The 25,629-nt window shown below is 72.8% G+C and carries 18 protein-coding genes; 7 read left to right on the top strand and 11 right to left on the bottom strand.

The genetic code is table 11. The features are described 5' to 3' along the window. Positions 1 to 7 precede the first annotated feature (7 nt). Positions 8 to 919: a LysR family transcriptional regulator gene (locus tag WMF42_RS16125; RefSeq protein ID WP_437692892.1), complete on the bottom strand. Its 912-nt coding sequence runs from the start codon at positions 917 to 919 to the stop codon at positions 8 to 10. Between the two features lie 118 nt (positions 920 to 1,037). Here WMF42_RS16125 and WMF42_RS16120 point away from each other — a divergent pair, with 118 nt between their 5' ends. The 3 genes from WMF42_RS16120 (at position 1,038) to WMF42_RS16110 (ending at position 3,898) form a co-directional block, all read left to right on the top strand. Continuing rightward, the gene (locus tag WMF42_RS16120; protein WP_437692890.1) at positions 1,038 to 1,808 is read left to right on the top strand and encodes an SDR family NAD(P)-dependent oxidoreductase; all 771 of its coding nucleotides are present in this window, start codon (positions 1,038 to 1,040) and stop codon (positions 1,806 to 1,808) included. Between the two features lie 168 nt (positions 1,809 to 1,976). After that, a complete protein-coding gene (locus WMF42_RS16115) occupies positions 1,977 to 2,930 on the top strand; it encodes a class I SAM-dependent methyltransferase (protein ID WP_437692888.1) in 954 nt (317 codons plus the stop codon). A 122-nt stretch (positions 2,931 to 3,052) separates the two neighbouring features. After that, on the top strand, positions 3,053 to 3,898 hold the full coding sequence (locus WMF42_RS16110) for a PfkB family carbohydrate kinase (protein ID WP_437692886.1): 846 nt from the start codon (positions 3,053 to 3,055) through the stop codon (positions 3,896 to 3,898). A 22-nt stretch (positions 3,899 to 3,920) separates the two neighbouring features. Here WMF42_RS16110 and WMF42_RS16105 read toward each other — a convergent pair whose 3' ends face one another. Continuing rightward, on the bottom strand, positions 3,921 to 4,967 hold the full coding sequence (locus WMF42_RS16105; RefSeq protein ID WP_437692885.1) for a hypothetical protein: 1,047 nt from the start codon (positions 4,965 to 4,967) through the stop codon (positions 3,921 to 3,923). Next, a complete protein-coding gene (locus WMF42_RS16100) occupies positions 4,877 to 7,285 on the bottom strand; it encodes an SEC-C metal-binding domain-containing protein (RefSeq protein WP_437692883.1) in 2,409 nt (802 codons plus the stop codon). The genes WMF42_RS16105 and WMF42_RS16100 overlap by 91 nt, the downstream gene beginning before the upstream one ends. 112 nt (positions 7,286 to 7,397) lie before the next feature. Here WMF42_RS16100 and WMF42_RS16095 point away from each other — a divergent pair, with 112 nt between their 5' ends. Both WMF42_RS16095 and WMF42_RS16090 read left to right on the top strand, forming a co-directional pair. Then, positions 7,398 to 8,735 carry a phosphotransferase family protein gene (locus tag WMF42_RS16095; protein ID WP_437692881.1) on the top strand — a complete coding sequence of 446 codons (1,338 nt, stop codon included), beginning with the start codon at positions 7,398 to 7,400 and terminating at the stop codon, positions 8,733 to 8,735. Between the two features lie 194 nt (positions 8,736 to 8,929). Further along, positions 8,930 to 9,283 (top strand): calcium-binding protein, encoded by a 354-nt coding sequence (locus WMF42_RS16090; protein ID WP_199693432.1) that lies wholly within the window; start codon positions 8,930 to 8,932, stop codon positions 9,281 to 9,283. A gap of 77 nt (positions 9,284 to 9,360) precedes the next feature. Here WMF42_RS16090 and WMF42_RS16085 read toward each other — a convergent pair whose 3' ends face one another. The 6 genes from WMF42_RS16085 to WMF42_RS16060 are packed head-to-tail and all read right to left on the bottom strand — an operon-like array spanning position 9,361 to position 18,101. Continuing rightward, on the bottom strand, positions 9,361 to 12,993 hold the full coding sequence (locus WMF42_RS16085; RefSeq protein ID WP_437692879.1) for an SUMF1/EgtB/PvdO family nonheme iron enzyme: 3,633 nt from the start codon (positions 12,991 to 12,993) through the stop codon (positions 9,361 to 9,363). 1 nt (position 12,994) lies between these two features. Then, on the bottom strand, positions 12,995 to 14,182 hold the full coding sequence (locus WMF42_RS16080) for a VWA domain-containing protein (RefSeq protein WP_437692877.1): 1,188 nt from the start codon (positions 14,180 to 14,182) through the stop codon (positions 12,995 to 12,997). After that, a complete protein-coding gene (locus tag WMF42_RS16075; RefSeq protein ID WP_437692875.1) occupies positions 14,179 to 15,075 on the bottom strand; it encodes an AAA family ATPase in 897 nt (298 codons plus the stop codon). The genes WMF42_RS16080 and WMF42_RS16075 overlap by 4 nt, the downstream gene beginning before the upstream one ends. Continuing rightward, entirely contained in the window at positions 15,072 to 16,169 is a 1,098-nt protein-coding gene (locus WMF42_RS16070) for a hypothetical protein (RefSeq protein ID WP_437692873.1), read from the bottom strand. Before WMF42_RS16070 ends, WMF42_RS16075 begins: the two co-directional genes overlap by 4 nt. A 16-nt stretch (positions 16,170 to 16,185) precedes the next feature. Continuing rightward, the gene (locus WMF42_RS16065) at positions 16,186 to 17,211 is read right to left on the bottom strand and encodes a caspase family protein (protein WP_437692872.1); all 1,026 of its coding nucleotides are present in this window, start codon (positions 17,209 to 17,211) and stop codon (positions 16,186 to 16,188) included. After that, positions 17,211 to 18,101, bottom strand: a complete 891-nt coding sequence (locus WMF42_RS16060) for a hypothetical protein (RefSeq protein ID WP_437692870.1) — start codon at positions 18,099 to 18,101, stop codon at positions 17,211 to 17,213. The genes WMF42_RS16065 and WMF42_RS16060 overlap by 1 nt, the downstream gene beginning before the upstream one ends. A gap of 462 nt (positions 18,102 to 18,563) precedes the next feature. On the opposite strand from WMF42_RS16060, the gene WMF42_RS16055 reads away from it, so the two are divergent. After that, the gene (locus WMF42_RS16055) at positions 18,564 to 19,355 is read left to right on the top strand and encodes a hypothetical protein (protein WP_437692868.1); all 792 of its coding nucleotides are present in this window, start codon (positions 18,564 to 18,566) and stop codon (positions 19,353 to 19,355) included. A 391-nt stretch (positions 19,356 to 19,746) separates the two neighbouring features. Continuing rightward, positions 19,747 to 20,535 (top strand): hypothetical protein, encoded by a 789-nt coding sequence (locus tag WMF42_RS16050; RefSeq protein ID WP_437692866.1) that lies wholly within the window; start codon positions 19,747 to 19,749, stop codon positions 20,533 to 20,535. Positions 20,536 to 20,579: 44 nt separating this feature from the next. Here WMF42_RS16050 and WMF42_RS16045 read toward each other — a convergent pair whose 3' ends face one another. Further along, entirely contained in the window at positions 20,580 to 23,915 is a 3,336-nt protein-coding gene (locus WMF42_RS16045) for a protein kinase domain-containing protein (protein WP_437692864.1), read from the bottom strand. Further along, positions 23,912 to 25,375, bottom strand: a complete 1,464-nt coding sequence (locus WMF42_RS16040) for a sigma 54-interacting transcriptional regulator (RefSeq protein ID WP_437692862.1) — start codon at positions 25,373 to 25,375, stop codon at positions 23,912 to 23,914. The genes WMF42_RS16045 and WMF42_RS16040 overlap by 4 nt, the downstream gene beginning before the upstream one ends. Positions 25,376 to 25,629 lie beyond the last annotated feature (254 nt).

The following is a 25,629-nucleotide window of genomic DNA, read 5'->3' as shown; positions in this document are numbered from 1 at the left end:
ACGGTGGTCAGCGGTCGAGCGCGTCGAGGTGCGGAGAGAGCACCTCGGCGATCCAGCTCATCACCGCGCGCACGCGGCGCGGCACGCTCCTGCCGTGCGTGTGGAGGAGCGAGACCGGCATGGGCGCGCACGTGAGGGCGGGCAGGACCTCGACGAGCGCGCCCGAGGTGATGCTCTCGAGCATCCCCACCCGCGGCGCCTGGATGATGCCGAGCCCCGCCACGCACGCCGCGCGGTAGGCGTCGGCGCTGTTGACCGTCACCGCGCTGCGCATCGGCCGCTCGCGGTAGCCGCCGTCGTCGGGGTACTCGAACGAGGGCGCCTCGGCGCCGAGCGTCGACGAGTAATGCACGAGGAGGTGCCGATCGAGATCCTCGAGCCGGCGGGGCGTGCCGTGCTTGCGCAGGTACGCCGGGCTCGCGCAGTTCATCATCCGCAGGACGCCCAGCCTGCGGCCGACGAGCTCCGCGTCGCCCGGGGGGCCGATGCGCACGACGCAGTCGAACCCCTCGCGCAGCGGCTCCACACGTCGATCGGTCGTGCTGAGGACCATCTCGAGCTCGGGGTGGCGCGCGAGCAGCTCGGGCAGGCGCGGGATGATGACGTTGCGGGCGAAGTTCACCGGGAGATCGATCCGCACGCGCCCGCGCAGGGCCCTCGCCGCCTGGAACATCCCGCCGATGTCGTCGGCCTCGAGCACGAGGCGCCGCGCCCGCGGGAGCAGCGCCTCCCCGTCCGGCGTGAGGCGCACGACCCGCGTCGAGCGCTGGAGGAGCCGGCTGCCGAGCTCCGCCTCGAGGGCCTTCAGCCGCAGCGACACGCGCGCCTTGGGCATGCCGAGGTGATCGCCGGCGCGCGTGAAGCTCTCGAGCTCCGCCACCTTCACGAAGATCTTCAGCGCTTCGAGGTCGACGCTCATTGTTTCGCCTGCCGAAACAGTGTGTCGGATCTCCCGGTCCTTCTCAACCAGGAACGGAGCGCTATTCACTACCTCAGACAGCGGCGAGCGGCCGCGTCACCCGCGAAAGGACCTGACCATGAGCACATCGAAGCGCAACCCCGTCGCCCTCATCACCGGTGGAAACCGCGGCCTGGGAAAGAGCATGGCGCTCCACCTCGCCGATCGCGGCGCGGGCGTCGTCATCACCTACCGCAGCAACGCGGCCGAGGCGGCGGACGTGGTGAAGCAGATCGAGGCCAAGGGGGGCAAGGCGGCGGCCCTCGCGCTCGACGTCGGCGACGTCCGCGGCTTCGACGCGTTCGCCGGGGCGGTGAAGGCGGAGCTCGCCGGCCGCTTCGGGCGCGATCGCCTCGACTACCTCGTGAACAACGCCGGGATCGGCGCCCACGCGAGCTTCGCCGAGACGACGGAGGAGCAGTTCGACGCCCTCATGAACGTCCACCTGAAGGGGACGTTCTTCCTCACGCAGAAGCTCCTCCCGCTCATCGCCGACGGCGGGCGGATCCTCAACGTCTCGTCGGGGCTCGCGCGGTTCACCTTGCCCGGGTACGCCGCCTACGCCGCGATGAAGGGCGGAGTCGAGGTGCTCACCCGCTACCTGGCGAAGGAGCTCGGGCCGCGGAAGATCACGGTCAACGTGCTCGCGCCGGGCGCGATCGAGACCGACTTCGGGGGCGGCGCCGTGCGCGACAACGCCGAGCTGAACAGGATGATCGCCGCCCAGACCGCCCTCGGCCGGGTCGGCCTCCCCGACGACATCGGCGGCGCTGTCGCGCTGCTCCTCTCGCCCGAGGGCCACTGGATCAACGGCCAGCGCATCGAGGCCTCCGGCGGGATGTTCCTCTGAGGCGCGCCCCGGGCCGGGCGACGCAGGCGCCTGGCCTGCGTCGCTCGACCCGGGTGTGTCGGCTCTGTGATATTTGTAAGCAGTCATCAAGAACGATCCATGAGCGTTGAACATGGATCCTGAGCCCGCTTGGCGCCGAGCGGGTGACTCCACGCCGAGAGGAGAACCATGCTGGAACGGATCTGGGATCGTCACCGCGCCGGCGGGCTCGACGCAGCGGCGGCCGCCGCGGCGGCGCCGTCGCCGGAGGACCTCTGCTACCTCGCGATGCTGGCGTTCTCCGACGAGCGCTATCCGGACGCGGCGGCCTTCGCCGCCCGCGCAGCGCAGGCCTCGCCAGGGGATCTGCTGTTCCAGGCGGCCGCGGCGCACCTGGCGCGGGTCGCCCGGGAGGGGAAGCGCAACGTCTATGTGTCCGCCGAGGGATTCGCCGCCTTCATCCGCGGGGGCGGCAACGTGCCGCTCTACCGAGAGACGAGCGCGGCGCTGGCCAGCCAGTACCCGGAGGCGCCGTTCGATCTGCTCGATATCGGCGCCGGCGATGGGATGGCGCTGCTGCCCGCGCTGACGCCGGCCGTGCGGCGGGTGACGGTGGTGGAGCCGGCGGCGCCGCTGCTCGAGCGGTGCGCCGCGGCGCTCTCGGCGCGGGGCGTCGCCTTCGAGGCGTTCGGCGGGCGGCTCCAGGATCTGGCGGCGGACCCCGACATGGCGTCGCGGCGCTGGACGGCGGCGCAGGCGACCTTCTGCCTGCACGCGATCGCTCCGGCCGAGAGGCCGGCGCTGCTCCGCTGGGCGCGCGCGCAGTGCGATGTGCTGCTCGTCGCCGAGTTCGACGCGCCGCGGATGGACGAGCCGCTCTCGCCGGACACCGCGCGGCACGTGCTCGAGCGCTACCGCGAGGGGCTGGCCGAGTACGCCGGCGCCGATCTCGACGCGGTGGCGCAGGGCTTCTTGATGCCGGTGCTCTTCGGCTACGCGGACCGCGGCGCCACCCGCACCACGTTCGAGCACCCCATCGACGACTGGGCGGCGCTGCTGCAGGAGGCCGGCTTCGCGCGCGTCGACCGCCGGCTGCTCTACCCGTACTGGTGGGCGCCGGCGTGGATGCTGGCGGCGCGCTGAGCGAGCCGTAGCTCTGACGCCCCCGGAGCGGGGACGTCGAGGCATCTGACCGGAGGCGTCGCCGGGTTGCGTGACGCCCGCGCGCCCGCTGCGCGCGGGGCGGCCGTGCTATGTCGAGCCGCATGACGACGCCGCGCATCGCCGTTGTGGGCCACGTGGAGCACGTGACGCTCGGGCGCACCGAGGGCATCCCGAGATCGGGCGACATCGTCCACCTGCAGGACCCGCGCTTCCTGCCCGGCGGGGGCGGCGGCGTCGCCTTCGCGCAGCTCTGCCGCAGCGACGCCGAGATCCACCTGTTCACGGCGCTCGGGCGCGACGAGGCGGCGCGGGCCGTCGAGGAGCGCATCCGGGCCGCGAGCGAGCGCGTTCACATCCACGCGGCGCGGCGCGGCGTGGACCACCCGCGCGTCGTGACCGTCGTCGACGCCGACGGGCATCGCACCATCATCGTCACCGGGAGCCCGCTCCAGCCCGCCGCGACCGATCCCCTCCCCTGGTCGATCCTCGCCGACTGCGACGCCGTGTACTTCACCGGCGCCGATCCCGAGAGCCTGCGCCTCGCGCGGGCCGCGCGCCGGCTCGTGGTGACGGCCCGCAGGAGCGCGGCGCTCCGCGCTGCGGCGGTCGCGCCCGAGGTGGTCATCGGCAGCGTCGAGGACCCGCGCGAGAACGCGCCGATCGACGCCTACGATCCGCGCCCCGGCGCGCTGGTGCTCACCGATGGCCCGCGCCCGGTGCGCGTCCTTCGCGACGGGGGCACGACGCTCGTGGACGCGCCGCCCGCGCCCGGCAGGGTGGTCGGCGACTACGGCGCCGGCGACAGCTTCGCGGGAGCGCTCACGTTCTTCCTCGCCCACGGCCTCTCGGTCGAGGAAGGCTGCCGCCGCGCCGGCCCGCACGGGGCCGCGGTGCTGCGGGGGATCGATCCGCTGGAGACGCAGGCTCCCCTCATCGCGCCTCGATAGCGCGCCAGGTGAGCCGCTCGGCTCATTCCCAGGGAGCCAGCACCGCCCGGCGGAGCGCGACCGCGCGCGCGAGCTGGTAATCCAGGCGCTCTCGCCGCAGCTCCGAGATGATCGCGGCCAGCTCGCGGACGGCGAGGTTCGCGTGCTCTTCCGGGAGCGCCCCCAGAAAGGCCTCGACCTGGCAGATCATCCCATAGTCCTCCCAGACGGCGAGCTCGAGGATATCGCGCAGGACGCCGTCGAGCCCGGCGTGGGCACGAGCGAGATCGAGATACGCGCGCTCGCTCGCCCTGAACACCTCGCTCATCCGTGCGAAGGAATCGTCGACCTGCTCCATCATCTCGATGACGGCGGTCATCGCTCCCCGGTGCAGCGCCATGCGCTCGAGATCCGATACTGCCGTCACGAGGAGGACGCCGATGCGGTTCTCGACGAGGAACGCGAGCAGGTCCGTGGCGCGGTGGTCGTAATAGCCATCGACGCCGGCAACGTCACGGAGCTCGCGCTCGAAGCGCGCAGGCGACACCGGCAATCGCGGCCAGTTGCCGCGGAGCGCGCGCGCCTCAAGCCGCCGGCGGGGCGTGTTGCGCATCGCGTCCGTGCGGCGGTTCGGACCGGCGTGCCATACGCGCTTGAAGGCCTTCTTCAGCAGCCACTCGCTCGCTCGCTCCTCCGCGTCGAGGACCTCCTCCGGGGTCCGCGCGAGCCGCGCGAGCCGGCCGCGGAGGTCGGCGACCTGCGCGAGCATCGCCTCGGCCCCGTCGCTGCTGACGCGCCGGCTCGCCGCGCGGGCGCGGAGCTCGCGCGCCATCCCGTCGAGGCCGCGCGGATCGGTCAGCGCGAGCCGGAGGAGCCACCGGTCCCAGTGGCAGAAGCAGACGCCCTCGATCTCGCGCCACGGCTCCGGGCCGTAGCGTCTGCCGTCCTCGAGCGGACGCTCCGCCGGGCGCGGCGGGCGGGTGGCGCGGGCGTCGTCACTCACGTGTCCACCCCTGGGGCGCAGCTCAGCCGGTACTCCCGCTCGACGATCGCCGCCGCGCTCGGTCCTCGCCAGTACGGCTTGATCCATCGCGGGCTCGCGTCCTTCCAGCTCCGCCCCGCGCGGCGCCAGTGGCCCCGGACCATGCAGCGCCGGATCGCCTGTGCATCGGATGCGCCGCGGCGCACGCGCTTGAGCTGCTTCAGCGAGGTGACGTCGATCTTGCCGGGGAGGCGGAAGATGCCGTCCGTGGGCGGGATCGCGCCACCGCGGCGGCGGCGCGGCGGGGGCGCGTCGTCGCCGCGCGGGTCGCCGGGGACGGCGCCCGCGTCGGCGCTCGTCGCGTAGAGGATCGCGTTGATGATGAGGCCGACCAGGCCGCGGAGCGGCGGTGAGGCGATGAGGGTCTCGACCTCCTCGCCGGGCTCGTCGCCGGGCGAGAGGGTCCTCAGGAGATCGACGATCCGGGCGTCCTGTCGCACCGAGAGCTCGCGCACGACGAGCTCGGGCCATCCGCCATCGCGGGCGTCGGCCGCGAACGCGAGGCGCAGGTCCATGGGCCCTGCGCCGTCCGCGGTGGCTCTGACGTAGACGGTGAGCACCGAGAGGATCCGGCCGCGGAGGCGCGCCGACGGGTCCTCGGCGAGCAGGCGCTCCGCGAGCCCGAGCGCGTAGCGGTCGGTGAAGACGAGCGCGAAGCTCGTGAACGGCGGGCGCAGCGCCTCGCCGATGACGTCGAGCGCCGTGGCGCCGAGCATCCACGAGAGCCCCTCGTCGACCCAGAAGACCTTGCGCAGGTGGAGCTCGAAATTCGAGAGGCTCTCGACCCACGAGGCGACGATCGCGCGCCCGTCCGCGGCATCGGGCTCCGCGGCGACGCCGCCCTCGGCGTCTTGAGCCAGGTCGCGCAGGAGGCGGCGGAAGCCGAGATCGATCTCGACCTCGTGGCGGTCGATCGCACACGTCAGATCGTCGCGGGACGCCCTCCGGGCTCGCTCGCCGATGTCCGCGGCGACCTCCACGAGATCGGGCGCGAGATCCGCGATGATCTCGTGGGGCAACCGCGGCGCCGCCTGCTTGCGCGATCGGCCGCGCGCGAGGTCCTCGATCCCCAGCTCTTCCCACATCCATGTCGGATCGAACGCGGCTGACCCCTCCGCCAGGGCGCGCTCGTACAGGCGCTCGAGCCCTTCGATGAGCTCTGCGACGCGCGGCCGAAGGTCGTCCACCGATGCGGCTGCGCGCGGCGTGAGCCCGTCGAGCGCCGGCACCGCCTCGTCGAGCCACTTCTCGTAATGCTGCTGGAGCATCTGCACCGCGGCCTGGCGCAGCGCTTCCGGCGCCGCCGCGGGCGTGCCGCCTGCGTCGCCTCGCGGGTGCGCGAGCAAGGCCTGCTCGACGTCCTGGTGCTCGGTGAGGCGGTACGTCACCGCGGCCCCGGCGAGCCGCTCGACGAGCGCCTTCGCGGCCTCGCCGCGCTCGCGGGAGTTGGTCTGGATCTCCAGGCGCCCCTGGAAGATGCGCAGGAAAGCGCGGCAGACCGGCCCGCTTCGCTGCGCGGCCTTGCCGACCCACGACCAGACCTGCTCCCCGCCGTCGCGGCTGAGGTCGCGCGCGCCGTCGAGCGCTGCCACCAGCCTGCGTTCGTCGATCACGTCGAAGTGGACGTGCGTCACGATCATCGGATCGCCGTCGTGGTTCACGAGCTGCGGCAGACCGGGGCCGATCCAGGCGTCGAAGAACATGGGCACGCGCGCCTCGCGCAGCGTGGCCTCGTCGAGGTCGGCGCTCAGCGCCGTGAGCTGCTCCACCAGCCGATCCCGCAGCCGGCTCTGGACCGGGAAGAGGCCGCCGTCGATCTCCGGCTCGCCGGAGGCGCCCTTCGGCATCACGCGAGCGGCGACGAGGTCCCAGGTATGGAGCGCGCGTGACGCGGACCGCTCGCGCACGCGCACCTCGCCGCCGTGGAGCACGTCGCGCAGGGTGACGCCCGCTCCGGGCACGACGTGGACCACCTCGTAGAGCCGCATGGAGCTCGCGCGACCCATCTCCAGGTACCTGCGCTCGCCGTGGCCGAGATCGTGGTGATCCTGGAGGATCTCCTCGGCGAGCGTCACCCCTTCGCGGAACGCGTCGACGTCGAAGATGAGCCAGAACTGGAATGCGACCTCGGCCATCTCCAGCACAACGTCGTCCCTCCACCGATCGAGGAGCGGGGCGTGCTTGCCCAAGAACCTCCTCCTGGCATCGTCGATGTCGTCGGGATGCGCCGAGAGGAGGACCCTTTGCAACGCGGCCTGACGATCGGCGCGCGTGTACGGCGCGCCGCCCCCGTTCCCGAGACAGCACTTCTTGTGCTTGCGCCCGCTGCCGCACGGGCAGGGCTCGTTGCGACCGACCTTTCTCATCGCGGCGCAGGGTACGCGATCCGCGCTGCTGTACGAGGGGTGATGAGGCAGTGTCGCGAAGGCGCGCGGAGTCTCATTCCATTACGTCGAGCAGGATTATTTTCTAAAAGAAATGCACGGGAATTCCGTTCGGATACGCGACATTCTGGCAAAAAAAAAAAGAACTTGGCAACCCATGAACTCATCTCGGAATGCAGCGACTGCGTGCATCATAGCTTGGTGCGTTCCCTCGCCGATTCGGTATTCGGTAAGAGCGCGGCGTACTCATGCACGAGGGGGCTCAACTTCGGCCTTCACCCGTGCGATGATGTGGCGTGGGTCATGGCCGGATTACTCTCGTTCCACGACAAACACGACGAGCGTCGCGTCTCCTCTGGCGTTGTCCTCGGGCCGACCGGTTGCTTCTCGACGGCTCGCGGGCGGCGCGCGCGGTTCGCTGCGCGCGTCGGGGATGCGATCGATGTCGCGGAGGTTGCGTGAGATGGCTGCCCGGTACGCCGGGGCGGGATGGGCGCGCGCGAAGCGAGCCCTCGAGGCCGCCTTCTCGGGCCTCGGGAGTCCCCGGATCGATCGCGTGGTCAAGGTGGGTCACGGCCTCTCGAACGAGGTCTATGCGGCTCACGTCGAGCTGGTTCCGGATCCAGAGGGCCGCTCCGGGGCATATGCCGCGTTCATCCCCGCAAGGGGCAGCGCCGCACGGACGCGCACGAGCTGGCAACGCGAGGGCGCACTCCTCGAACGGGTCGCCGCCCGAACGCGCGCGATCCGCGTGCCGACATTGACGGCGATCGTGCCCATCGACGGGGAGGACGTGGCGGTTCGCTCCTACCTCGAGGGGGTCCCGCTCGACTTACGCGCCGGTCGCCAACCCAGCGTGGCGCCCTGGGAGGTCGTCGCGCAGGTCGCCGCGGCGGTGCACGCCGTCGACGCGGGCGACATCCTCGGCCTCGGGGGGCACGCCACGCGACGCGCGCACGCCCTCTCGGAGATCTCGGCCCTCCACGGCGTTCCCGCGCTCCGCGAGGCGGAGCGGTGGGCGCTCGACCACCTGCCGGAGGAAGCGCCCTCGACGCTCGTCCACGGGGACCTCCTGGGGCAGAACATCCTCCTTCACTGGGAGCAGCCCTACGCCGTCATCGACTGGGAGGTTGCGACCCGCGGCGACCCCGCGTACGACATGGCCATCGTCACGCGCGGGAGCGCGAGGCCGTTCCAGGTCGATCATGGCCTGACACGCCTCCTGGATGCGTACGCCGCCCAGGGGCGGCCGCGCATCGAGGGGCCGGCCGTGCACCTGTACGAACTGTGCCTGGTGGGGCGCTGGTACCGCGAGGCGCTCGAGGGCGACGCTGGCGGGGAGCCACCGGATCAGCTCTTGCGGCGTCTCGAGAGCCTCCTCAGGCGAGCCCGCGGGGCGAGCGGAGGGCGAATGACCCAGGCGAGCGGCTGAGCCGCTCGATTCGTCTCATCCATCTCGCCCATGGGCCCGCTTGTCGTGCCCACGGGAGCACGGTACAGAACCAGACGCAGGTATGCCCGTGAGGCGATGGAGACCTGCAAGGGCGCGGTGAAGGATCCGCGCGGAGGCGCCCGATGGCTACACGAAGCTCACGAACGAAAGGGCCCGGCACGCCGAGGCGCGCGGTGGGCACATCGCGCAGGCCAGCGCCTTCAGCGCTGCCGGCAATCGACAAGGCACGGCTCAGGGGGCTCATCGAAGAGGCGATCGTCGACGCCTACGGGGAGTCCGAGCAGCGCGTCGGGTTTCTGACCATGATGCAGGACCACCTCGAGATCCCCTTCGAGACGGAAGTGCTCGGCGTTCCGGTTCAGGTCATCGGCATCGACCTCGATGACACCGAGGAAATCGTGGCCACATGCAAGCGCGACGCGCGTGTGCAGCGGATCCAGGTCCTGGATCTACCGCTCCCGAGGCCTCCGCCAGGCGGCTTCGAGTGGATCGAGGCCTATCGACTCTTCCGGCGCGGCGACTGGTGAACGAAGCGCCCGCCCGGGGACGGGGTTGAGGCATACAGGCCAGACGCGCGCTCGCTCCTGCCGCCCGAGACCTGCGCTCACTCGATGGGTCCACGCGCGCAGCGGAAGCCGACGCGGCTGTCACGCCACGACGGCTCATGGCGGGCGCGGTCGGCCGCGCGCACATGCGCACGGCGCACGCTGCGCCACGATCCCCCGCGCAGCACGCGGGTTTCCCCTTCCGCCGGGCCCGTCGGGTCGACGTCAGGCTCCGTCGTCTTTGGGTACGGACCGTAGCGATCCCAGCACCACTCCTGGACATTGCCTGCCATGTCCAGAAGGCCGAACGGCGAAGCGCCGCTCGGATACATTCCGACGGCGCTCGGGCCGGCGCGCTTGCCGCGCCCGAGCTCGTCGTCGTGCCCGTCCCAGCAGAGCTGGTCGTAGGGAAGCGCGTTGCCCCAGGGGTAGATCCGGCCGTCGTGGCCCCGGGCCGCGTACTCCCACTCGACCTCCGTGGGCAGGCGGTAGCCGTCAGCGCCGCGATCCCACTGAACCTCGCCGCCGTCGAGCCGGTATGCCGGCGTCAGGCCATCCCGCTCGGAAAGGACGTTACAGAAGCGGATTGCGTCCTCCCAGCTCACGTTGATCACGGGCAGCTCATCGCCCTCGATCGTGCTCGGGTTCTTTCCCGTCACCTCCCGGTACTGCCGCTGGGTCACCGGCACCCGCGCCATCTCGAACGCCGCGATCACCACCTCACGGCGCGGGTACTGGTCATCGAACGCGCCGGGCTCCCCCGCGTCGCTGCCCATCCAGAACCGCCCCGCCGGGATGGACACCATGTCCAGCAGCGCACGGAAGGACGGCGACTCGGACGGTGGCACAGGCGTCTTGCGCGGTGCCTCTCCGAGCATGTCGCGGACGACTTGAAAAAGGTTTTGCGCGGCCCCGCGGCGGGCCACATCATTCGTCTTGAGCCTCGTCCCGGGCGCGCCGCTTATCTGATGCTCCAGCGCTGCGCGAAGCGCCTTCAGCGAGCGACGATCGAGCTTCTTCACCATGCGCCCAGCAGCGATGATCGCCCAGTATTGCTCGAAGGCGGATCTGGATGAGTCGATGCCCCGCCGCACAAGTTCGAAGCACGCAGGATCCGGCGTGACGAGCACACCGGCGATCGCGACGATCCGATCTCCACCACCGCCGGCATCAAACCTCGCTGAGAGCTCCTCGGGCGTGAGCCCCGCGCCCTGGAGCGTCTTGTGAAACTCGCTGACCAGCTCGTCCAGCAGGTCGGTCCGTACTGCGCCGCTCCGCAACGTTCTCCGGATCTCCTCGTAGCGCCTCGCGCTTGAGTCGAGGCGATCGAGCAGCGTCCGTGCCGCCTTGAACCGGCCCTGCAGGAGCGCGCGGATGCGCTGACGATACCTGCCGTCCGGATCGGCGCGCTCCTGCGCGTCGAGCATCTGCGCCGTCCGCGCGAGCCCCGCCGCCGCACGTCGCGACGGGGCGCCATCGTCCAGCCCGGGCAGCGTCTCGTAACACGCGAGGAGCTGCCGGAGCGCACTCGCAGCGCCGCGCTGCTCCAGCTCCCGTCGCTCCATCTGCAGGCATACGTCCAGCGCCTCGGCCGAGACAGGGAGATGAAACGTGCGGCAGACGAGGTATCCTGCAACACGCGCTGCCGGGTGCTCGGAGTCCAGCAACGGGAGCACGAGGTCGAGCCGCGGCGCCAGCTCGGCGGCCTGGAGAGCGCGCACGATGCCGTGGACGATGCGGTCGCCCTCCGTCGGCGACCGCTCCACCAGGTACGCCTCCGCCCAGCGAGTGGCGATGTCCTGGACCCACCGCTGATGTTCGTCGGACCCGAGGACGTGCCGCGTCTCCTGGATCCAGGCGAGATACGCGGGGTCCAGCTCGGCAACGGAGGCCGTGAAGCCCGCGCCAACGTCGAAGACGCGGCCGATCACGGCACGGGCGAGCGGCTGCGCGTGCCGCGCGAGCAGCGGCGTGAGCACGGCGAGCGCCCTCTCCCGGGCGACCCAGCCCTCCGCGCCACGGAGCGTCAGCCAATCCTCGACCAGCCAGGGTGCCATGGCCGGCAGGGTCGCCTCGATGCGCTGGAGCTCTTCCTGGAGCGCTTGCTGAAACGCCGACGCCGGAGCCGCCGACGCCAGCGCCGGCACGGTATCCACGCCGGCCGCCGTGAGGAGCTCGGTCATATACGACAGACTCGGGAGCGACGCGTCGGCTCGGGACGACTCGATCGGGAGCGACGCGAAGACCTGCACCCCCAGAATCCCCACGAGATTCGCCATGCCGAGCGCGAACCGGCTGTAATCCCTTCTCGCGGCGGGATTGTGCAGCGCCAGCACGGCCATCACACGATCCACCAGAGCGCGTGTGTCCGATTGGAACCGAGGCCCCCCCTCCAGCAGCCGGAGCGCGCGCGCCTGCGTCGCCACGGGCGCATCCAGGTCCGGAGGGAGCTCCCGGATTGCTTCCGCGATCCGCTGCGAGGCGCCGCCTGTCCATGGCAGCGGAATCACCGGCTTGCCGCGCTCCAGCGCGGCGGTCGCGAGCTCCGCCACGAGCTCGGCCCCCCCGACGATGACCAGCGCGTCGCAGCGGCGGAGCACCTCGTCCGCCCACCCCTCCGGCGGCGAGGCCGCGACCTCGATGGTGCGGCCCCCCCGGAAGACAGGCCGCATGCCGCGGCGGACCACCTGCTCCAGGCGCCCCTCGACCGGCCGCCCGAGGCGCTCGCACTGCGCGGCGAACGCGCGCGCCGTGACCTCGTCCACGCCGGGGTAGCCGCCCGTCAGCAGCACATGGCCCGCGTCGGCGAGCGCCTCACCGAGCGCCTTGGCGGCCCAGGTCGTCACGTCGTGGAGCGGCAGGCTCGGAAAGCTCCCCGTGCCCGCGACCAGCACCCGCAGAGCCCTCGGCGGCTCCGCGGGCGCCGGCTCCGGGGCGCCCGCCACGACCGTCTCCGGGCCGCGATCCACGCGCGCTGCGATCGCCTCGACCGGCACCGGCACCTCGAGGCGCACCCCCGCCACCTCCGTCGCAGGCCCATGCGCCGCCACGAACGCTGCCAGCGGCCGCGGCTCCCCGCGGCCCCACGCCGCCATGGCCTGCGCAAATTGCAGCAACATCGGAAATTGAGCCAGCGGCTCGGCCAGTCCCCCGATCAGCGACGCCATGCGTATCCACGACGCGAGATCGTCCGCGCCGAGCTCCGCCAGCATGCCCGCGAGCAGCGCCGCGGTCCGCTCGGGCGCGCCGTAGGCCAGCGCCGTGAGGCGCTGCGTCTGCGCGAGGGTGCGGTCGTAGGCATCCTCGGCGTGCAGCGCCGCCGCCGCCGCATCGATCAGGAACCCGGAGAGCTCCTGCACGCGCTGCGGGCCCAGGCGCGGGTCCTCGGTGAGCCGGCGGCGCAGGGCAGCGCGCACGTCGGGGGCCATCTCGTAGAGCTCCTCGCCGATCTCGGCGCAGAGCGAGGACAGGAGGAGATCGGCGACAGCGATCCACGGCACCCCGAGCGGCTGGCCCCGGACGTCGGTGCGGAACGCCGCCCAGAGCTGGTACGCGAGCTCCGGGGTCAGCGCCGCCGGAAAGGCGGCATGGCAGGCGAAGAGCTCGTGCGCGGGGCCGAAGCGCGCGCGGAACGCGTCGAGGAGCCGCGAGACGCGGTCCGGGCGGACTCGGCGGCGAGGCTCGGGCTGCACCTCAGGGGCCTCCGTGCGGATGAGGGCGCCGGCCGCGCAGCACGCGGAGCGCCGCGTCGAGGCCGGCGCGATCGGCCTCGAACATGGGGACCACCGCGCGGACCGCCTGCGCGCTGGTGCCCGGCCATCGATGGCGCGGGACGGGGTTGATCCAGGCGACGCGCCGGAGCTGGGCGCGGAGCTCGCCGAGGAAGCGGCGGGTCGCCTCGATGCGCTCGGTGGAGTAGGTGCCGCGCGCGGCGCCGGCGTCGCTGACGACGAGCGCGCCGGTGACGGCGCGCGGGCCGGCGGAGAGGACGTCCCGCAGGAGCACGAGCTCGCTCCCGGCGCCCTCGCTGTGGACGGCGAGCCCCGCGTCGAGCTCGAACGGCGTGTTGTCGAAGTACCACACGCCCACGTGCGCGAGGCGGCCGCCCCGGCGAGCGGTCTCCACGAGGCGCCTCGTCATGACCTGGAAGGGCGTCATGGACCCGTGCCGATCCACGAGCAGCAGGAGGCGCTCCACATTGGTCCGGCGCGCCACGAGCGCGGGGCCCAGGAACACGCCGTCACGTGCGATCTGCGCGAGGGTGGCGTCGAGATCCGGCTCGGTGCGGGGGCCCCGGCGCTCCATGCGGCGCAGGCGGCGCCACGCCTGCCGCATCTGCCGGGGGCTCACGGGCAGGTACTCGTCCGGCAGCGCGCGGCGCAGGGCGGTCGGCTCGACCTCGCCCGGCGCGCCGCGGAGCATCGCCAGCGCCAGCTCCAGCGCGCGGCCGCGCGGCGGCGGGCGCGCCTCGGTCGCGGCGGGCGCGGAGGGCGCGGCGCCGGCAGCAGGCGCCGCGGCCGGCGGCGGCGCAGCGGGGGAGCCTGCGGCCGGCGCGGGCGGCGACGGCGCGGGCTCGGGCGCAACGGCGGCTGGCTCCGGCGCCTGTCGCGCGCGCCGGGCGGCCGCCTCGACGGTGCGATCGAAGAGGCGCTCCAGCAACCGGGCCTCCTCGCGCGTCCCCGTCCAGAGGAGCTGGCACAGGCGCAGCAGCGCCCGCGTGTCGTCGAGGCCCTCGCCCATCCGCAGGGCCCGCAGGAGCTCCAGGTAATCGCGGGTGCCGAGCGAGAGCCCGGCCTCGCGCAGGTCCTGGAAGAGCTCGAGGAGGGGCAGCTCCTCCGCGACGAGCGGCGGCGCGGGCCCGGGCGTCGCCCCGCCGCTCACCGCGCGCCCTCGTCGGCCGCGCGCTTCGCGAAGCGCGCGTGATCTTCCCAGCTCTTGAGGAGAACGCCGGGGAACGGCAGCGCCCCCGCCAGCAGGCGCAGCGCTTCGTCTTCCGGGCGGGCCGCGAGCACGCGCACCCAGTCGAGCAGCTCGCTCGTGCCGACCCGCTTGCCGCCCTCGCCCTTCTCCGCCGCCATCCTCGCGCGGAGCTCGCGAAACCGCCGGATCGCGGCGTCGAGGAGGTCCTGCTTCAGCGCGGGGAAATGGGCCCGGACGATCGTCAAGAGCTGCTGCTCTCCCGGGAACTCGAGGTAGTGAAAGACGCAGCGCCGCAGGAACGCGTCCGGCAGGTCGCGCTCGTCGTTGCTGGTGATGACCACGAGCGGGGCGTGCTTCGCGATCTTCGTCTCGTCGATCTCGTCGATCCGGAACCGCCGTTCATCCAGCTCGACGAGCAGGTCATTGGGGAAATCGATGTCGGCCTTGTCGATCTCGTCGATGAGCACCACGGCCGGCTGCTCGGCGACGAACGCCTGGCCCAGCGGGCCGAGGCGGACGTAGCTGCGGTCGTCGCGCGGCTCGACGAGGCGGGCAGCGACGAGCTGGGCGTCGCGGAGCCGCCCCACGGCGTCATAGGTGTACAGGCCGTCGCGCGCGCGGCTCGTGGATTTCACGTGCCACTCGAAATAAGGCAGCCCGAGCTCTGCGGCGATCGCGCCCGCGAGGCGCGTCTTGCCGCAGCCGGGCTCGCCCTTGAGCAGGAGCGGGCGCTCGAGGAGCTGGGCGATGCGCACCGCCTCGACGAGCTCCGGGCTGGGAATGTAGGGCCGAACGCCGAGGCCTCCGCCCGGCGCGGGCTCGCGTCCCTCATAGGATCGTCTGGGCTGGCTCATGGCTGAAACCATTCTTTCTGGAGATCGCTCTGGCGATACCAATCGTAGGGCCACCGCTGGCAGAGCTCGTCCACGACGTCGCACGGCACGCCGCTGCATTCCTCGAGGATGTCGAACAGCAGGTCGGGATCGTTCAGGTGGGGCGGGACGCCCCCCGCGATGTGCGCGTTGATCCACTCCTCCAGGACCCTCACGTCGAAGCACGGGAGATCCATCCGGAGCGGCCTGCGGGGGGAGTCGTCCTGCCGCGCGAGCGCGGGAGGACCGCCCGGAGCGCTCGTGTGGACGAGGAGGAAAGCGGCGATGCACGTCTTCCCCGGAGGCCGCGCGCGAGCCTCCGCGGCGTCGACGAGCGGCGACCAGAGGCCGTCCAGCAGCGCGGTGAGGCCCGCAGGGCCGAGCAGATCGACGTTGTCGAGGACGAGGACGACGCTCTGCTGCGGCCAGAGCCTGCAGATCTCGTCGACGACGCAGCGGGTGAGATCGGCGTCCTGGACCTTCGGCCGGAGCTGGCGCCTGATCCCCATGAGCAGGCCGTCCAGCGAGTGATCCACGGCGGCCGCGCGGAACGAGTGCCGCAGGATCATCGGCTTCCCGGGGCGCACGAGGTCGCGGAGCCGGTGAGAGAGCCAGTACAGGCCGTGCTCGGAGTCGCCCTGGATGAGGACCGACGCGAGCCGGTGCGCGTCGAGGCGCCGCTTGAACTCGGAGCGTTGCCGCGCGAAGTCGAGCGCGCGGATCACCCGCGCGAACTGCTCCCGCGCGACGCCGTCGCGCTGGGACCTCAGCTCCGCGATCTGCCCCTCGTACTGGAGCCGCGACGCCTCGTCGGTGCTCTCGGCGTGGGCCGCGCGGAGCCGCACTTCCCTCGTGAGCAGGTCGCGGACGTGCTCCTCGCGATCCAGGCAGCAGGCGAGCAGGGCGTCGAGCCCGTCGTGCAGCTCCCCGAGCTCGGAGACGGCGCCCTCGAGCTCCTGGATGCGGCGCTCCAGGGCGAGCTGCTGCTCCGGGCGCGCGGTCACGTGCTCGTTCCGCAGCCGCTTCAGGACGTCGAAGATCCTGTCGATGGTGGACTGGAGCAGCGCCTCGATCATCCCTGCCCTCGCTCCGCTAGGCCTCGTCGAGCTCTGCGTGGAGACGATCGAGCCGCTGGGTGTCGGACTCCGCCGCGCGCTCGGCCTCGTCGATCTGGCGCTCGATCCGGAGCTGCTCCGCGGGATCGGTGGAGAGCGCGCGGGCGGTCCTCAGCCGGCCGATCAGAGTGCGCCGGAGCTCGAAGGCCGGCATGAGGCTGCCGATCTCCATCTGGACGCGCTTGCGACGCCACCCAGTCGCCGGCGCCGGCGCCGGCGCGGCCGCGCCCTTCGCCGCCGGCACCCGGCAGAGCGTGAAGCTCTCCGTCCTGTCGGCCCAGCTCAGGACCGGGTGCTGCGGCGCCGGCGCGCGGCCCGGGACCTCGCGCAGGAGGTAGCTCACGACGTCGAGCGCCCACGCGAAGCCGAGGTACGAGGGCGCGCTGCCCTGGAGCGCCTCGAGGAGGCACGCGGTGAACACGCTGTTCGCGGCGCCTTGCCGGATGTACGACCGCTCGTCTCCGCGACAGGAGGTCAGGACCATCTGCCCCGCGCCGCTCCGGAGCCCGTCGATCTCCGGCAGGCCGGACTTCGCGAACGCCGCGACGCTCGCGCCGTCCTTGGGCCTCGGGAGGCCGGCGGCGTGGCAGCAATCGAGCAGCACGAGCAGCCGCTTCGCCGGGATCGCGCGGATGCGCGCGGTGAGCTCCTCGCCGGAGACGCCTGTCTCGTCGCGGCGCGCCTCGTCCCAGCCGTGAGGCAGGAGGTAGTATCTCGCCATCTCCGCGGTGGGCCCGAAGCGGCCGCCGTGCCCCGAATAGTAGAGGATCGCGGTCGCCTCGGGATCGCCCAGGGTGCGCTGGGCGAGCCGGTCCAGGGCCGCCAGTATCCCCGCCCGTGTGGCCTGCGAGCCCGTGAGCACATCGACCTGGCCGTCCGGGTAGCCGGCGCGCGAAGGGTCGCGCAGCAGCGCCGCCAGGTCCTCGGCATCCCTGGCCGTGACGGGGAGGTCGCCGCCGACTCCGACGAGCAACGCGTACCCGCTCGAGAAGGCGGCGCTCATCACGCCGGATGCCGGGAGACGCTGAACGCGATGTAGTTGTGGGCGATGGGGACCGCAGGGTTGTCGCGCGAGACGAGGTGCTGGCCCTGCGCGTTGTAGGCCCACTGCTGCCAGCACGACGCGGTGATCTCCTCGGGCGCCTGGACCGCGAAATAGGTGCCTTCGCGGAGCCGCGCGCCGGTCGCCGAGTCGCCGAAATCGAGCCCCAGGTAGAAATCCTGGACCGAGACGTTGCGATGGCGACCGGCCAGCGCGCGGGTGATCCCCACGGCCATCGTCGAGAGCGGCGCCAGCGCGGGCTGCACGGTGGAGAGGAGCTGAAGCCCCCGCCGCATGGAGTCCGACTCGAGGACGCCGAGGAGCGCCTCGTCCTGCTCGTTCTTGACGTTGACCGTATGGCAGCGGAAGCCCACCCCGCTGGCGCCGACGCCCAGCCCGAGGAAGATGGGGTAGCCGACCACCGCGGCGCCTTGCCCCTGCTGCGCCCGGAAGACCATGTTGAAGTGCAGGTCGTCTTCCCCGCCCTCTCGCTGGTTCCTGGCGTAGAAATCGAAGAGGATCCGGTGCACGCCGCGGCCCGGGTACGCGGCGACGCGCAGGCGGTCGAGTTTGACGGCGATGCGCGCGTTCTTGAGCGCGGGATCGGCCTTGATCTGGCTTGCGGGCAGCACGTCGACGAGGCCCGAGCCAGGGGCGGCCGGCGGGAGGAAGCCGAACGCGTGCGACGTGTGCTCCCACGGTTCTGGCACGGACGAGAAGAACCCCTTCGCTCGCGCCTGCACCTCGGCGTCCGGCGTCGGATCGAGCGCCCGGAGCGCCGCGGCGCGCTGCGCAGGGGGAAGGCGGCCGATCACCGGGAGGTCGTCGAACCAGCGTTGCTCTTCGTCCATGAATCCACCCCTTCGTCCCGCGGCGCGCCCGGAGCGCGCGTTCATCGGGGATTCCCCACCGTTTGGACCACATGCGAACCGGTCCAGTCAAGTGCGCGGGGCCTCCGTTCAGGTGGCACCATCGCCGCGCTCACCGGCCTGCGGTGGCCTGGGCCAGGCGATGAGGATGGGCTCCCCGCCCTCCGGCCGCGCCGTCACGGCAGCGTGACAGCCGCTGTCCGCGCGGCGGTCACCTGTCGCGCCGCCGTTACGCCGTCGTGCCGCCTCGACGCGAAGGCCGCAGGCGATCCGCGGATCTCGCGCGGTTCGCAGGCGTGGCACGGCGCATGCTTTCCTTGGAGCGCTGGGCGGCGAACATCGCCCCTTGCTTCCTTGACCGGCGAGCGCGCCGGAAAGAAGGCTTGAAGCTCTCTGCATGAGGAGATCGCGATGAAACACTCCAGCTCTGCGCTAGGAATGGTGATGTGGGTTGGGCTCCTCTCGACGGCCTGCGTGACGGCGCCCGAGGCGGAGATCGAGGTGGACGCGCCGGGGCTCGAGGTGACGGCGCTTGGACTTCCGGGCACGAACGGCGTCCCGAAGGCCGCGTGGCACGGCTGGAAGCTGACCATCGCCAGCGCGCTGATGCATCCGCTGATGAAGGAAGGCGTGATGAACCCGGACATCGTCACCGTGGGGAGGCCCGAGCTCGGGGGCAACGAGGAGCTCTTCGGGCACCTCCTCGACTGCACGGTCGGGGCGATGGATGGGACGGAGGGAATGGTGCTCGGCGCGTCGATCTGGGCGACGCAGGGGCTCGAAGAGCCGATGATCAACAGCGTGATGGAGTGCATGATCGCATTCGTCAACGACAAGAACCAGGGGGTCGACATCCTGATCTCGGGGGCAGCGTTCAACGCAACAGAGAATCACCCCGAGTTCATTCATCGCGAGGCGGTCTGGTGCGCGCGCACCGACTCCACCGTCGGCGGTGCAGTCCTCGATGTCTCTGTCGATGTCTACCCGACAGCCTCGTTCGTTTTTGGGTGCGGGATCGACGCCCGGACGGCGCTGGAGCAGCGGTACTGCAGCGCAAACGAGAAGGCCGTGGCGAACTGCGGCCTCAACTACCGCGAACGCCTCGACCTCAGCTCATGCACAATCGTGGGTGCGCCGGGACACTACGAGTGCGGGGGCAAGCCGTGCACGATGACGTGGCTGACGGACATCACGCCCGACTGGTGCCAGCGGCGGCGGCCTTCCCCTCGCATGTGAGCTCAGGGGGGTGCCCGCGCGGGCTCGCTCCCCCTCCCGGGCTGGTCAGGGCGGCGCGGGCGCCTGACCCGCGAGCCGCTGCGCCTCGGCGAGGCGCACGGCGACGGTCCGGCCGCGCTGTCACGGCAGCGTGACAGCCGATGTCCGCGCGGCGGTCACCTGTCGCGCCGCCGTCACGCCGTCGTGCCGCCTCGACGCGAAGGGCGCAGGCGCTCCGCGGATCTCGCGCCGTTCGCGAGCGTGGCACGGCGCATGCTATCTTCCTCGGAGCGCGGGGCGGCGAACACCGCCCCTTGCTTCCTTGACCGGCGAGCGCGCCGGAAAGAAGGCTTGAAACTCTCTGGATGAGGAGATCGCGATGAAACACTCCAGCTGTGCGCCAGGAATGGTGATGTGGGTTGGGCTCCTCTCGACGGCCTGCGCGACGGCGCCCGAGGCGGAGATCGAGGTGGACGCGCCGAGGATCGAGGTGACGGCGCTTGGAATGCCGGGCACGAACGGCGTCCCGAACGCCGCGTGGCACACCTGGAAGCTGACCATCGCCAACGCGCTGAAGCAGCCGCTGATGCAGGGCGACGTGATGAACCCGAACATCGTCAAGGTCGGGAAGCCCGAGCTCGGGGGCAACGAGGAGCTCTTCGGGCACCTCCTCGACTGCACGGTCGGGGCGATGGATGGGAATGAGGGAATGGTGCTCGGCGCGTCGAGCTGGGCGAAGCAGGGGCTCGATGACCAGGTGATCGCCAGCGTGATGGAGTGCGTGATCGCATTCGTCAACGACAAGACCGTGGGGGTCGACATCCTGATCGCGGGGTCAGCGTTCAACGCACAAGAGGATCACCCCGAGTTCATTCATCGCGAGGCCGTCTGGTGCGCGCACACCCGATCCATCACCGGCGGTGGAGTCATCGATGTCTCCGTCGATGTCTACCCGACAACCTTGTTCGCTCGGGGGTGCGGGATCGACGCCAAGACGGCGCTGGAGCAGCGGTACTGCAGCGAAGACGAGGAGGCCGTGGCGAACTGCGGCCTCAACTACGGCGGACTCCTCGAGCACAGCTCATGCATCAATGTGGGTGGGTCGGGACACTACGAATGCGAGGGCAAGCCGTGCACGATGACGTGGCTGACGGACAACAAGCCCGACTGGTGCCAGCCGCCGCCTTCCCCTCCCATGTGAGCTCAGGGGGTGCCCGCGCGGGCTCGCTCCCCCTCCCGGCATGGTCAGGGCGGGGCGGGCGCCTGACCCGCGAGCCGCTGCGCCTCGGCGAGGCGCACGGCGGCGGTCCGGGCGCGCAGCGGGTTGGCCTGGATCGCCGCCTCGAGGGCCGCGGCCCCGCGCCGGGCGGCTTCCCTCCGGGCGGCCGCGTCGGGCGTCGCCGCGGCGCGGAGCAGCCAGAGCTTGCCTTGCGCCACGAGCGCCCGATCGGACCGCGGGTTCATCCCGAGCGCCGCGTCCGCGTGCCGGAGCCCGTCGGCGATGTCGGCGGCGGCGTCCTGGCGGCGGTCCGCCCGGAAGGCGGCGCGGGCCTCGTGGATCTCGGCCAGCAGCGCGTAGAGCTGCGGATCGGCGCGCGGCTCGTCGAGCAGGTCGCTCAGCGAGGCGAGGGCCGCGTCGAGCCGCGCCGCGTCCAGGCGACCCCGCGCTGCGCTCCACTGGAACGCGAGGACCTCTGCCTCGGCGCGCTGCATGCGATCCGCGACGTCCCAGGGCGCCTCGGAGAGCTTGCGATCGAGCGCCTCGCGCGCGATCCGGATCGAGGGGGTCGGGTCCTCGCCTCGCGCGATCCGGACGCGCGCCTCGAGGATCGCCAGCGTCGCCCGGACCGCCTCCGGGAACGCGACAGCGTCCGGCGCCATCTCCCGCGCGCTCGCCCTGGCGCGCTCGAGCGCCGGGCCGGGATCTCCGCCGGCCTCGACAGCGTGCATGGCCAGCGCGTGGTCCAGCCAGAGCCGCCAGTAGGGGCCCCACTTCCAGGAGGGATCCTTGTGACCGATGGCGTCGATGAGCCCGTGCGTCCTCTGGACCACCTCGTCGGGCGCGCGGCCGGTACGGAGGAGGTGGTCCACCTCGTACAGGTCGAGGCCCAGCCGGGAGGTGCGCGCGTGGCCGAAGTCTGGATCGAGCGCCAGCGCGTGATCGCAGCGGGCCCGCGCGCGCTCGAATGAGCCGCCCGGATCCTGACCGCGCAGGGACAGGTAGCGGCCGCGCTCGGAGTACACCGCGCAGAGCTCGTTGAGCGCCCAGGCGAAGTCCGGCTCGCGCTGGAGCGCGGCCTCGTAGCCCTGGATGGCGCGCTCGAGGGCCTCGCCCTGCTCGCGTCCGATCAGGTTCGCGTGGTACGCCCGCGCCCGGAACACGCTGGCGGCCACGTACCGCGCCATGGTGTCGTCCGGGCTCCGCCGGAGCGCCTCCTCGGCGCGCGCGCTCGCCTCGCGGAGCGCCGCCTCCGCGTCCTCGCTGTTCTGCATCCCGATCGCGACCCACCAGGCGAAGCAGTTGTGGACCCACGCGAGCTTCATGTACGCCTCGGGGCTCCGCGGGCTCGCGGCGATCGCCCGCCCGCAGGCCTCCCGCGACCGCTCGAAGCTCGGGCGCATCGAGTCGCCGTGCATGCCGGCGGCGTTCATGAGCTGGGCCCAGAGCTCGCACGCGGCGACATGGACCGAGGGGTCGGATCGGCCGTGATCCGCGGCGATCCGGTACGCCTCGGCGGCGCGATCGAAGGGGCCCTTCATCTTCTCGAAGTCGAAGGCAGCGGCGTCGTGGCGGTGGCGGCTCCCCATCGTGAAGAGCACGTCGCCCTCCAGCTTCTTCGCCTCGTGCAGCCAGGGCGCCCCCGCGAACGCTTCCCGGGCCTTCTCCAGCGCCTCCTCGTGCCGCCCCTCGGCGAACGCGAGCAGCCCCTCCACGTACGCGGGCGCCTCGATGGCGCCGCCGAGCGCCGCGCGCAGGTGCTGGACCGCCGGCGCCTTGTACTCGGCCTCCAGCGCCGCGATCCGGGCCTCGCGCTGCGCCTTGTCCTGGATGCGGCGGGTCTCCTCCAGGCCGTGGCGGTAGAGCTCGGACAGCGCCACCCCGGCGGCGTAGTCGAGCCCCGGCGACCGATACCCGGCACGCTCGGCCTCCCGGAGGTGGTCGAGCGCGGCGCGCGGCTCCTGGAGCGCGAGCAGGCCGCGGCCGATCGCGTACTCGCCGGGGCCGCGGCCGATCTCGCCCGCGGTCGCCATCCGGGCCTCGACGGCCGCGAGCCGGGCGCGGACCACGTCGCGCTCGCGCTCGACGTCGTGGAGCGGCATCCCGTGGGCGCCGCGGAGGAAGAGCTCCATCTCCTTCACTGTCTCGCCGAGCTCACGCGCGAGGGTCGCCTGCTCCGCGGCGGCGCGCCGGCTCCGGACGAACAGGCCGACGACGACGAGCGCCGCGACGACAAGCGCGGCCGCGCCCGCGACCGCCGCCCGGTGCCGCCGCGCCTGCCGGGCGAGGCGGCGCGCGAGGGAGGCGCGCCGCGCGAGCACGGGATCGCCGTCGAGGAAGCGCTGCAGGTCCTCGCCGAGCGCCCGCGCCGACTCGTAGCGGGCGCCGGGCTCCTTCTCCAGGCAGCGCGCCACAACCGCCTCGAGGTCCTGCGGGACGTCGCTGTCCAGGGCCCGCAGCGGCGGCGCGTCGGCCTCCAGCACCTGGCGGAGGACGTCCATGACCGAGCCCCCCACGAACGGCGGGCGGCCGGCGAGCAGCGCGAAGAGGGTCGCGCCCAGGCCGTGGACGTCGGTCCGCCGGTCGAGCGCGCGCACCCTGCCGGCCGCCTGCTCGGGGGCCATGTACGCGGGGGTCCCGAGGACGGCGCCCGTGAGGGTCGCGCCGCCCTCGCCGGCGTCGCGCGCGATGCCGAAGTCCATGAGGTAGGGGCGGTGCGACCCGTCCTCGCCGCGCTCCAGGAGGATGTTGCTCGGCTTGACGTCGCGGTGCACGAGGCCGATCCGGTGCGCCTCGTGGAGCGCGGCGGCGATGGTCCGGGCGACGCGCACCTTCTCCTCGAGCGTGAGGTCGTCCCGGGCCTCCTGGAGGGAGCGGCCCTCGATGTAGCGCATCACGATGAACGGCACGCGATCGGCGACGCCGGCCTCGAAGACCTCGCAGACGTTCTCGTGGCGGAGCCGCGCCTGCGACCGGGCCTCGCGCAGGAACGTCCCGTCGACGTGCGCGCCCGCCAGGACGAGCTTGATGGCCACGCGCCGGCCGAGCCGGAGATCGCGGGCCCTGTAGACGACGCCCATGCCGCCCCGGCCGAGGAGGTGGAAGTCCTCGAAGCGGGCGTGGAGCGAGGGCGGGATCGGCGAGGGCTCCTCCGGCGCGGCGGCGGGGCCGGAGGCGCCCTCGCCGAGGCGGAGGTCCGGGGTGGCCTCGGGCGCGGCGGCGGGGGCGTCGCCCGCCGCGCCGAGGCCGTTGCCAGGGGCGGCGGGCGTGACAGGGCCGGTGAGCGTCGCGTCGTCGCGGCCGCGCCGAGGCCCCGGCGGGGCGGCGGCGCAGGGCTCGTCGGCGTCCGCGGGCGGGATCATCGGGCGCGCAGGCCGTGGCGCTGCATCAGCCGGTGGACGAGCTGGCGGGAGACGCCCATCGCGTCGGCCGCCTGCGAGATGTTGCCGCCGTGCTGGCGGAGCTTCTCGGTGACGTAGGCGCGCTCGAGCTCCTCGAGCACCATCTCGCGCGCCTCGGGCAGCGGCAGCGCGAGGAGCCGGCGGAGGCGGGCGTCCGCGGGGGCGGCAGGCTCCGCGCCGGAGGCAGACGCGCCGGCGGGGGCGCCGGCGGGAGAGGCGCCGGCGGGGGGTGCGCCGGAGGGCGCGGCGCTCGCGGGCTCCGGGCCGGAGCTCCCGCGCGGCGCCGGCGGCCCGGCGCCGACGATCTCGTGGAGCAGCTCGGGGAACAGGACGAGGCGCGCCACGGTGTTCCGGAGCTCGCGCACGTTGCCCGGCCAGTCGTGGCCCTCCAGCAAGGCGAGCGCGCCCGCCGGCAGGTCCGCGAGCGCGCGCGGCGGCTCGCGCGCGGCCAGGAACCGCTCGACGAGGAGCGGGATGTCGTCCTTGCGCTCCCGGAGCGCGGGGACGTGGACCTCCACCACCGAGAGCCGGAAGTAGAGGTCGGCCCGGAACGAGCCGTCCTGGGCCTTCGCGCGCAGGTTCCGGTGCGTGGCCGCCACGATCCGCGCGTCGAAGGGGACCCACTCGTTCGACCCGAGCCGCCGGATCTGCCGCCCCTCGATCGCGCGGAGGAGCTTCGGCTGGAGATCGAGCGGGAGCTCGCCGATCTCGTCGATGAACAGCGTGCCGCCGCTCGCCTGCTCGAGCAGCCCCGGCCGCGCCCCCGCCGCGCCCGTGAACGCGCCCCGGACGTGGCCGAAGAGCTCGCTCTCGACGAGGCTCGGGGCGACGGCGCCGCAGTCCACGACAACGAAGGGGCCGTCCTTGCGGCGGCTCCGGGCGTGGATCGCGCGCGCCAGGACCTCCTTGCCGGTGCCGGACTCGCCGAGCAGGAGCAGCGTCTCGTCCGTCGGCGCCGCGCGCTCCAGCTTCGCGAAGAGCGCGCGCATGGTCAGGCTCCGGCCCGCCGCGTCGCCGAACGCGTCGGCGGCGGAGAGCGGCAGGACGGACGGCGGGCCCGCGGCGCCGACGACGAGCTCGGAGCTGCCCACCGTGGCGGGGACGCCCGGCGGGAGGAAGGCCTCGACGATGCGGATGTCGCGGACCTGCGTGCCGTTCTTGCTGCCGAGATCGCGGAGGAGCACGCCGCGCTCGGTCATCCGGATCTCGCAGTGCCGCCGCGAGGCGCGGGGATCGGCGAGGACCAGATCGCAGTCGGCGCCCGCGCCGACGATGAGCGGGCGCAGATCGAGCGGCGCGGCGAGCGTGCGCCCGTCCGGGAGGGTGACCGTCACGGTGACGGCCGGGAGCCGCAGGGCGCGGCCCTGATCGAAGCTCGTGAGCGTGCAGGTCGCCCCGGGATCCTCGCCCATGAGCGCCATGGTGCCCCTGAGGGGGTGCGCGTCAACCCGGAACCGGCGCGCCCGCGGGAGCGCGGACCGCTGGCGCGCTGCCCCTGGGATCCATGGTTGGATCGGCTGTAACGCCGCCGTGACAGCGGCCGTCATGCGCGCGTGACGGGTGTCCCGGCGAGGTGTCATCGCGCGGCGACGCAGCGGCGACGCGCTCGCGGGAGACCCCGGAATCGGCCTGAGAGCGCGGCGATCCGCGCCGTCCGGGCGCGGCACACGCGTTG

It is taken from the genome of Sorangium sp. So ce176, from assembly GCF_051519835.1.
Taxonomy (GTDB): Bacteria; Myxococcota_A; Polyangia; order Polyangiales; family Polyangiaceae; genus Sorangium; species Sorangium cellulosum_G.
This window is presented reverse-complemented; position numbering and strand designations above follow the sequence as displayed.

Excerpts from the sequence above, each read along its gene's own strand:
- WMF42_RS16065 (WP_437692872.1), bottom strand. The coding sequence starts at position 17,211 with ATGAGCGCCGCCTTCTCGAGCGGGTACGCGTTGCTCGTCGGAGTCGGC.
- WMF42_RS16040 (WP_437692862.1), bottom strand. The coding sequence starts at position 25,375 with ATGGCGCTCATGGGCGAGGATCCCGGGGCGACCTGCACGCTCACGAGC.
- WMF42_RS16060 (WP_437692870.1), bottom strand. The coding sequence starts at position 18,101 with ATGGACGAAGAGCAACGCTGGTTCGACGACCTCCCGGTGATCGGCCGC.
- WMF42_RS16070 (WP_437692873.1), bottom strand. The coding sequence starts at position 16,169 with ATGATCGAGGCGCTGCTCCAGTCCACCATCGACAGGATCTTCGACGTC.
- WMF42_RS16100 (WP_437692883.1), bottom strand. The coding sequence starts at position 7,285 with ATGAGAAAGGTCGGTCGCAACGAGCCCTGCCCGTGCGGCAGCGGGCGC.
- WMF42_RS16125 (WP_437692892.1), bottom strand. The coding sequence starts at position 919 with ATGAGCGTCGACCTCGAAGCGCTGAAGATCTTCGTGAAGGTGGCGGAG.
- WMF42_RS16055 (WP_437692868.1), top strand. The coding sequence starts at position 18,564 with ATGTGGGTTGGGCTCCTCTCGACGGCCTGCGTGACGGCGCCCGAGGCG.
- WMF42_RS16115 (WP_437692888.1), top strand. The coding sequence starts at position 1,977 with ATGCTGGAACGGATCTGGGATCGTCACCGCGCCGGCGGGCTCGACGCA.
- WMF42_RS16075 (WP_437692875.1), bottom strand. The coding sequence starts at position 15,075 with ATGAGCCAGCCCAGACGATCCTATGAGGGACGCGAGCCCGCGCCGGGC.
- WMF42_RS16110 (WP_437692886.1), top strand. The coding sequence starts at position 3,053 with ATGACGACGCCGCGCATCGCCGTTGTGGGCCACGTGGAGCACGTGACG.
- WMF42_RS16095 (WP_437692881.1), top strand. The coding sequence starts at position 7,398 with ATGCACGGGAATTCCGTTCGGATACGCGACATTCTGGCAAAAAAAAAA.
- WMF42_RS16120 (WP_437692890.1), top strand. The coding sequence starts at position 1,038 with ATGAGCACATCGAAGCGCAACCCCGTCGCCCTCATCACCGGTGGAAAC.
- WMF42_RS16105 (WP_437692885.1), bottom strand. The coding sequence starts at position 4,967 with ATGGATCAAGCCGTACTGGCGAGGACCGAGCGCGGCGGCGATCGTCGA.
- WMF42_RS16050 (WP_437692866.1), top strand. The coding sequence starts at position 19,747 with ATGTGGGTTGGGCTCCTCTCGACGGCCTGCGCGACGGCGCCCGAGGCG.
- WMF42_RS16045 (WP_437692864.1), bottom strand. The coding sequence starts at position 23,915 with ATGATCCCGCCCGCGGACGCCGACGAGCCCTGCGCCGCCGCCCCGCCG.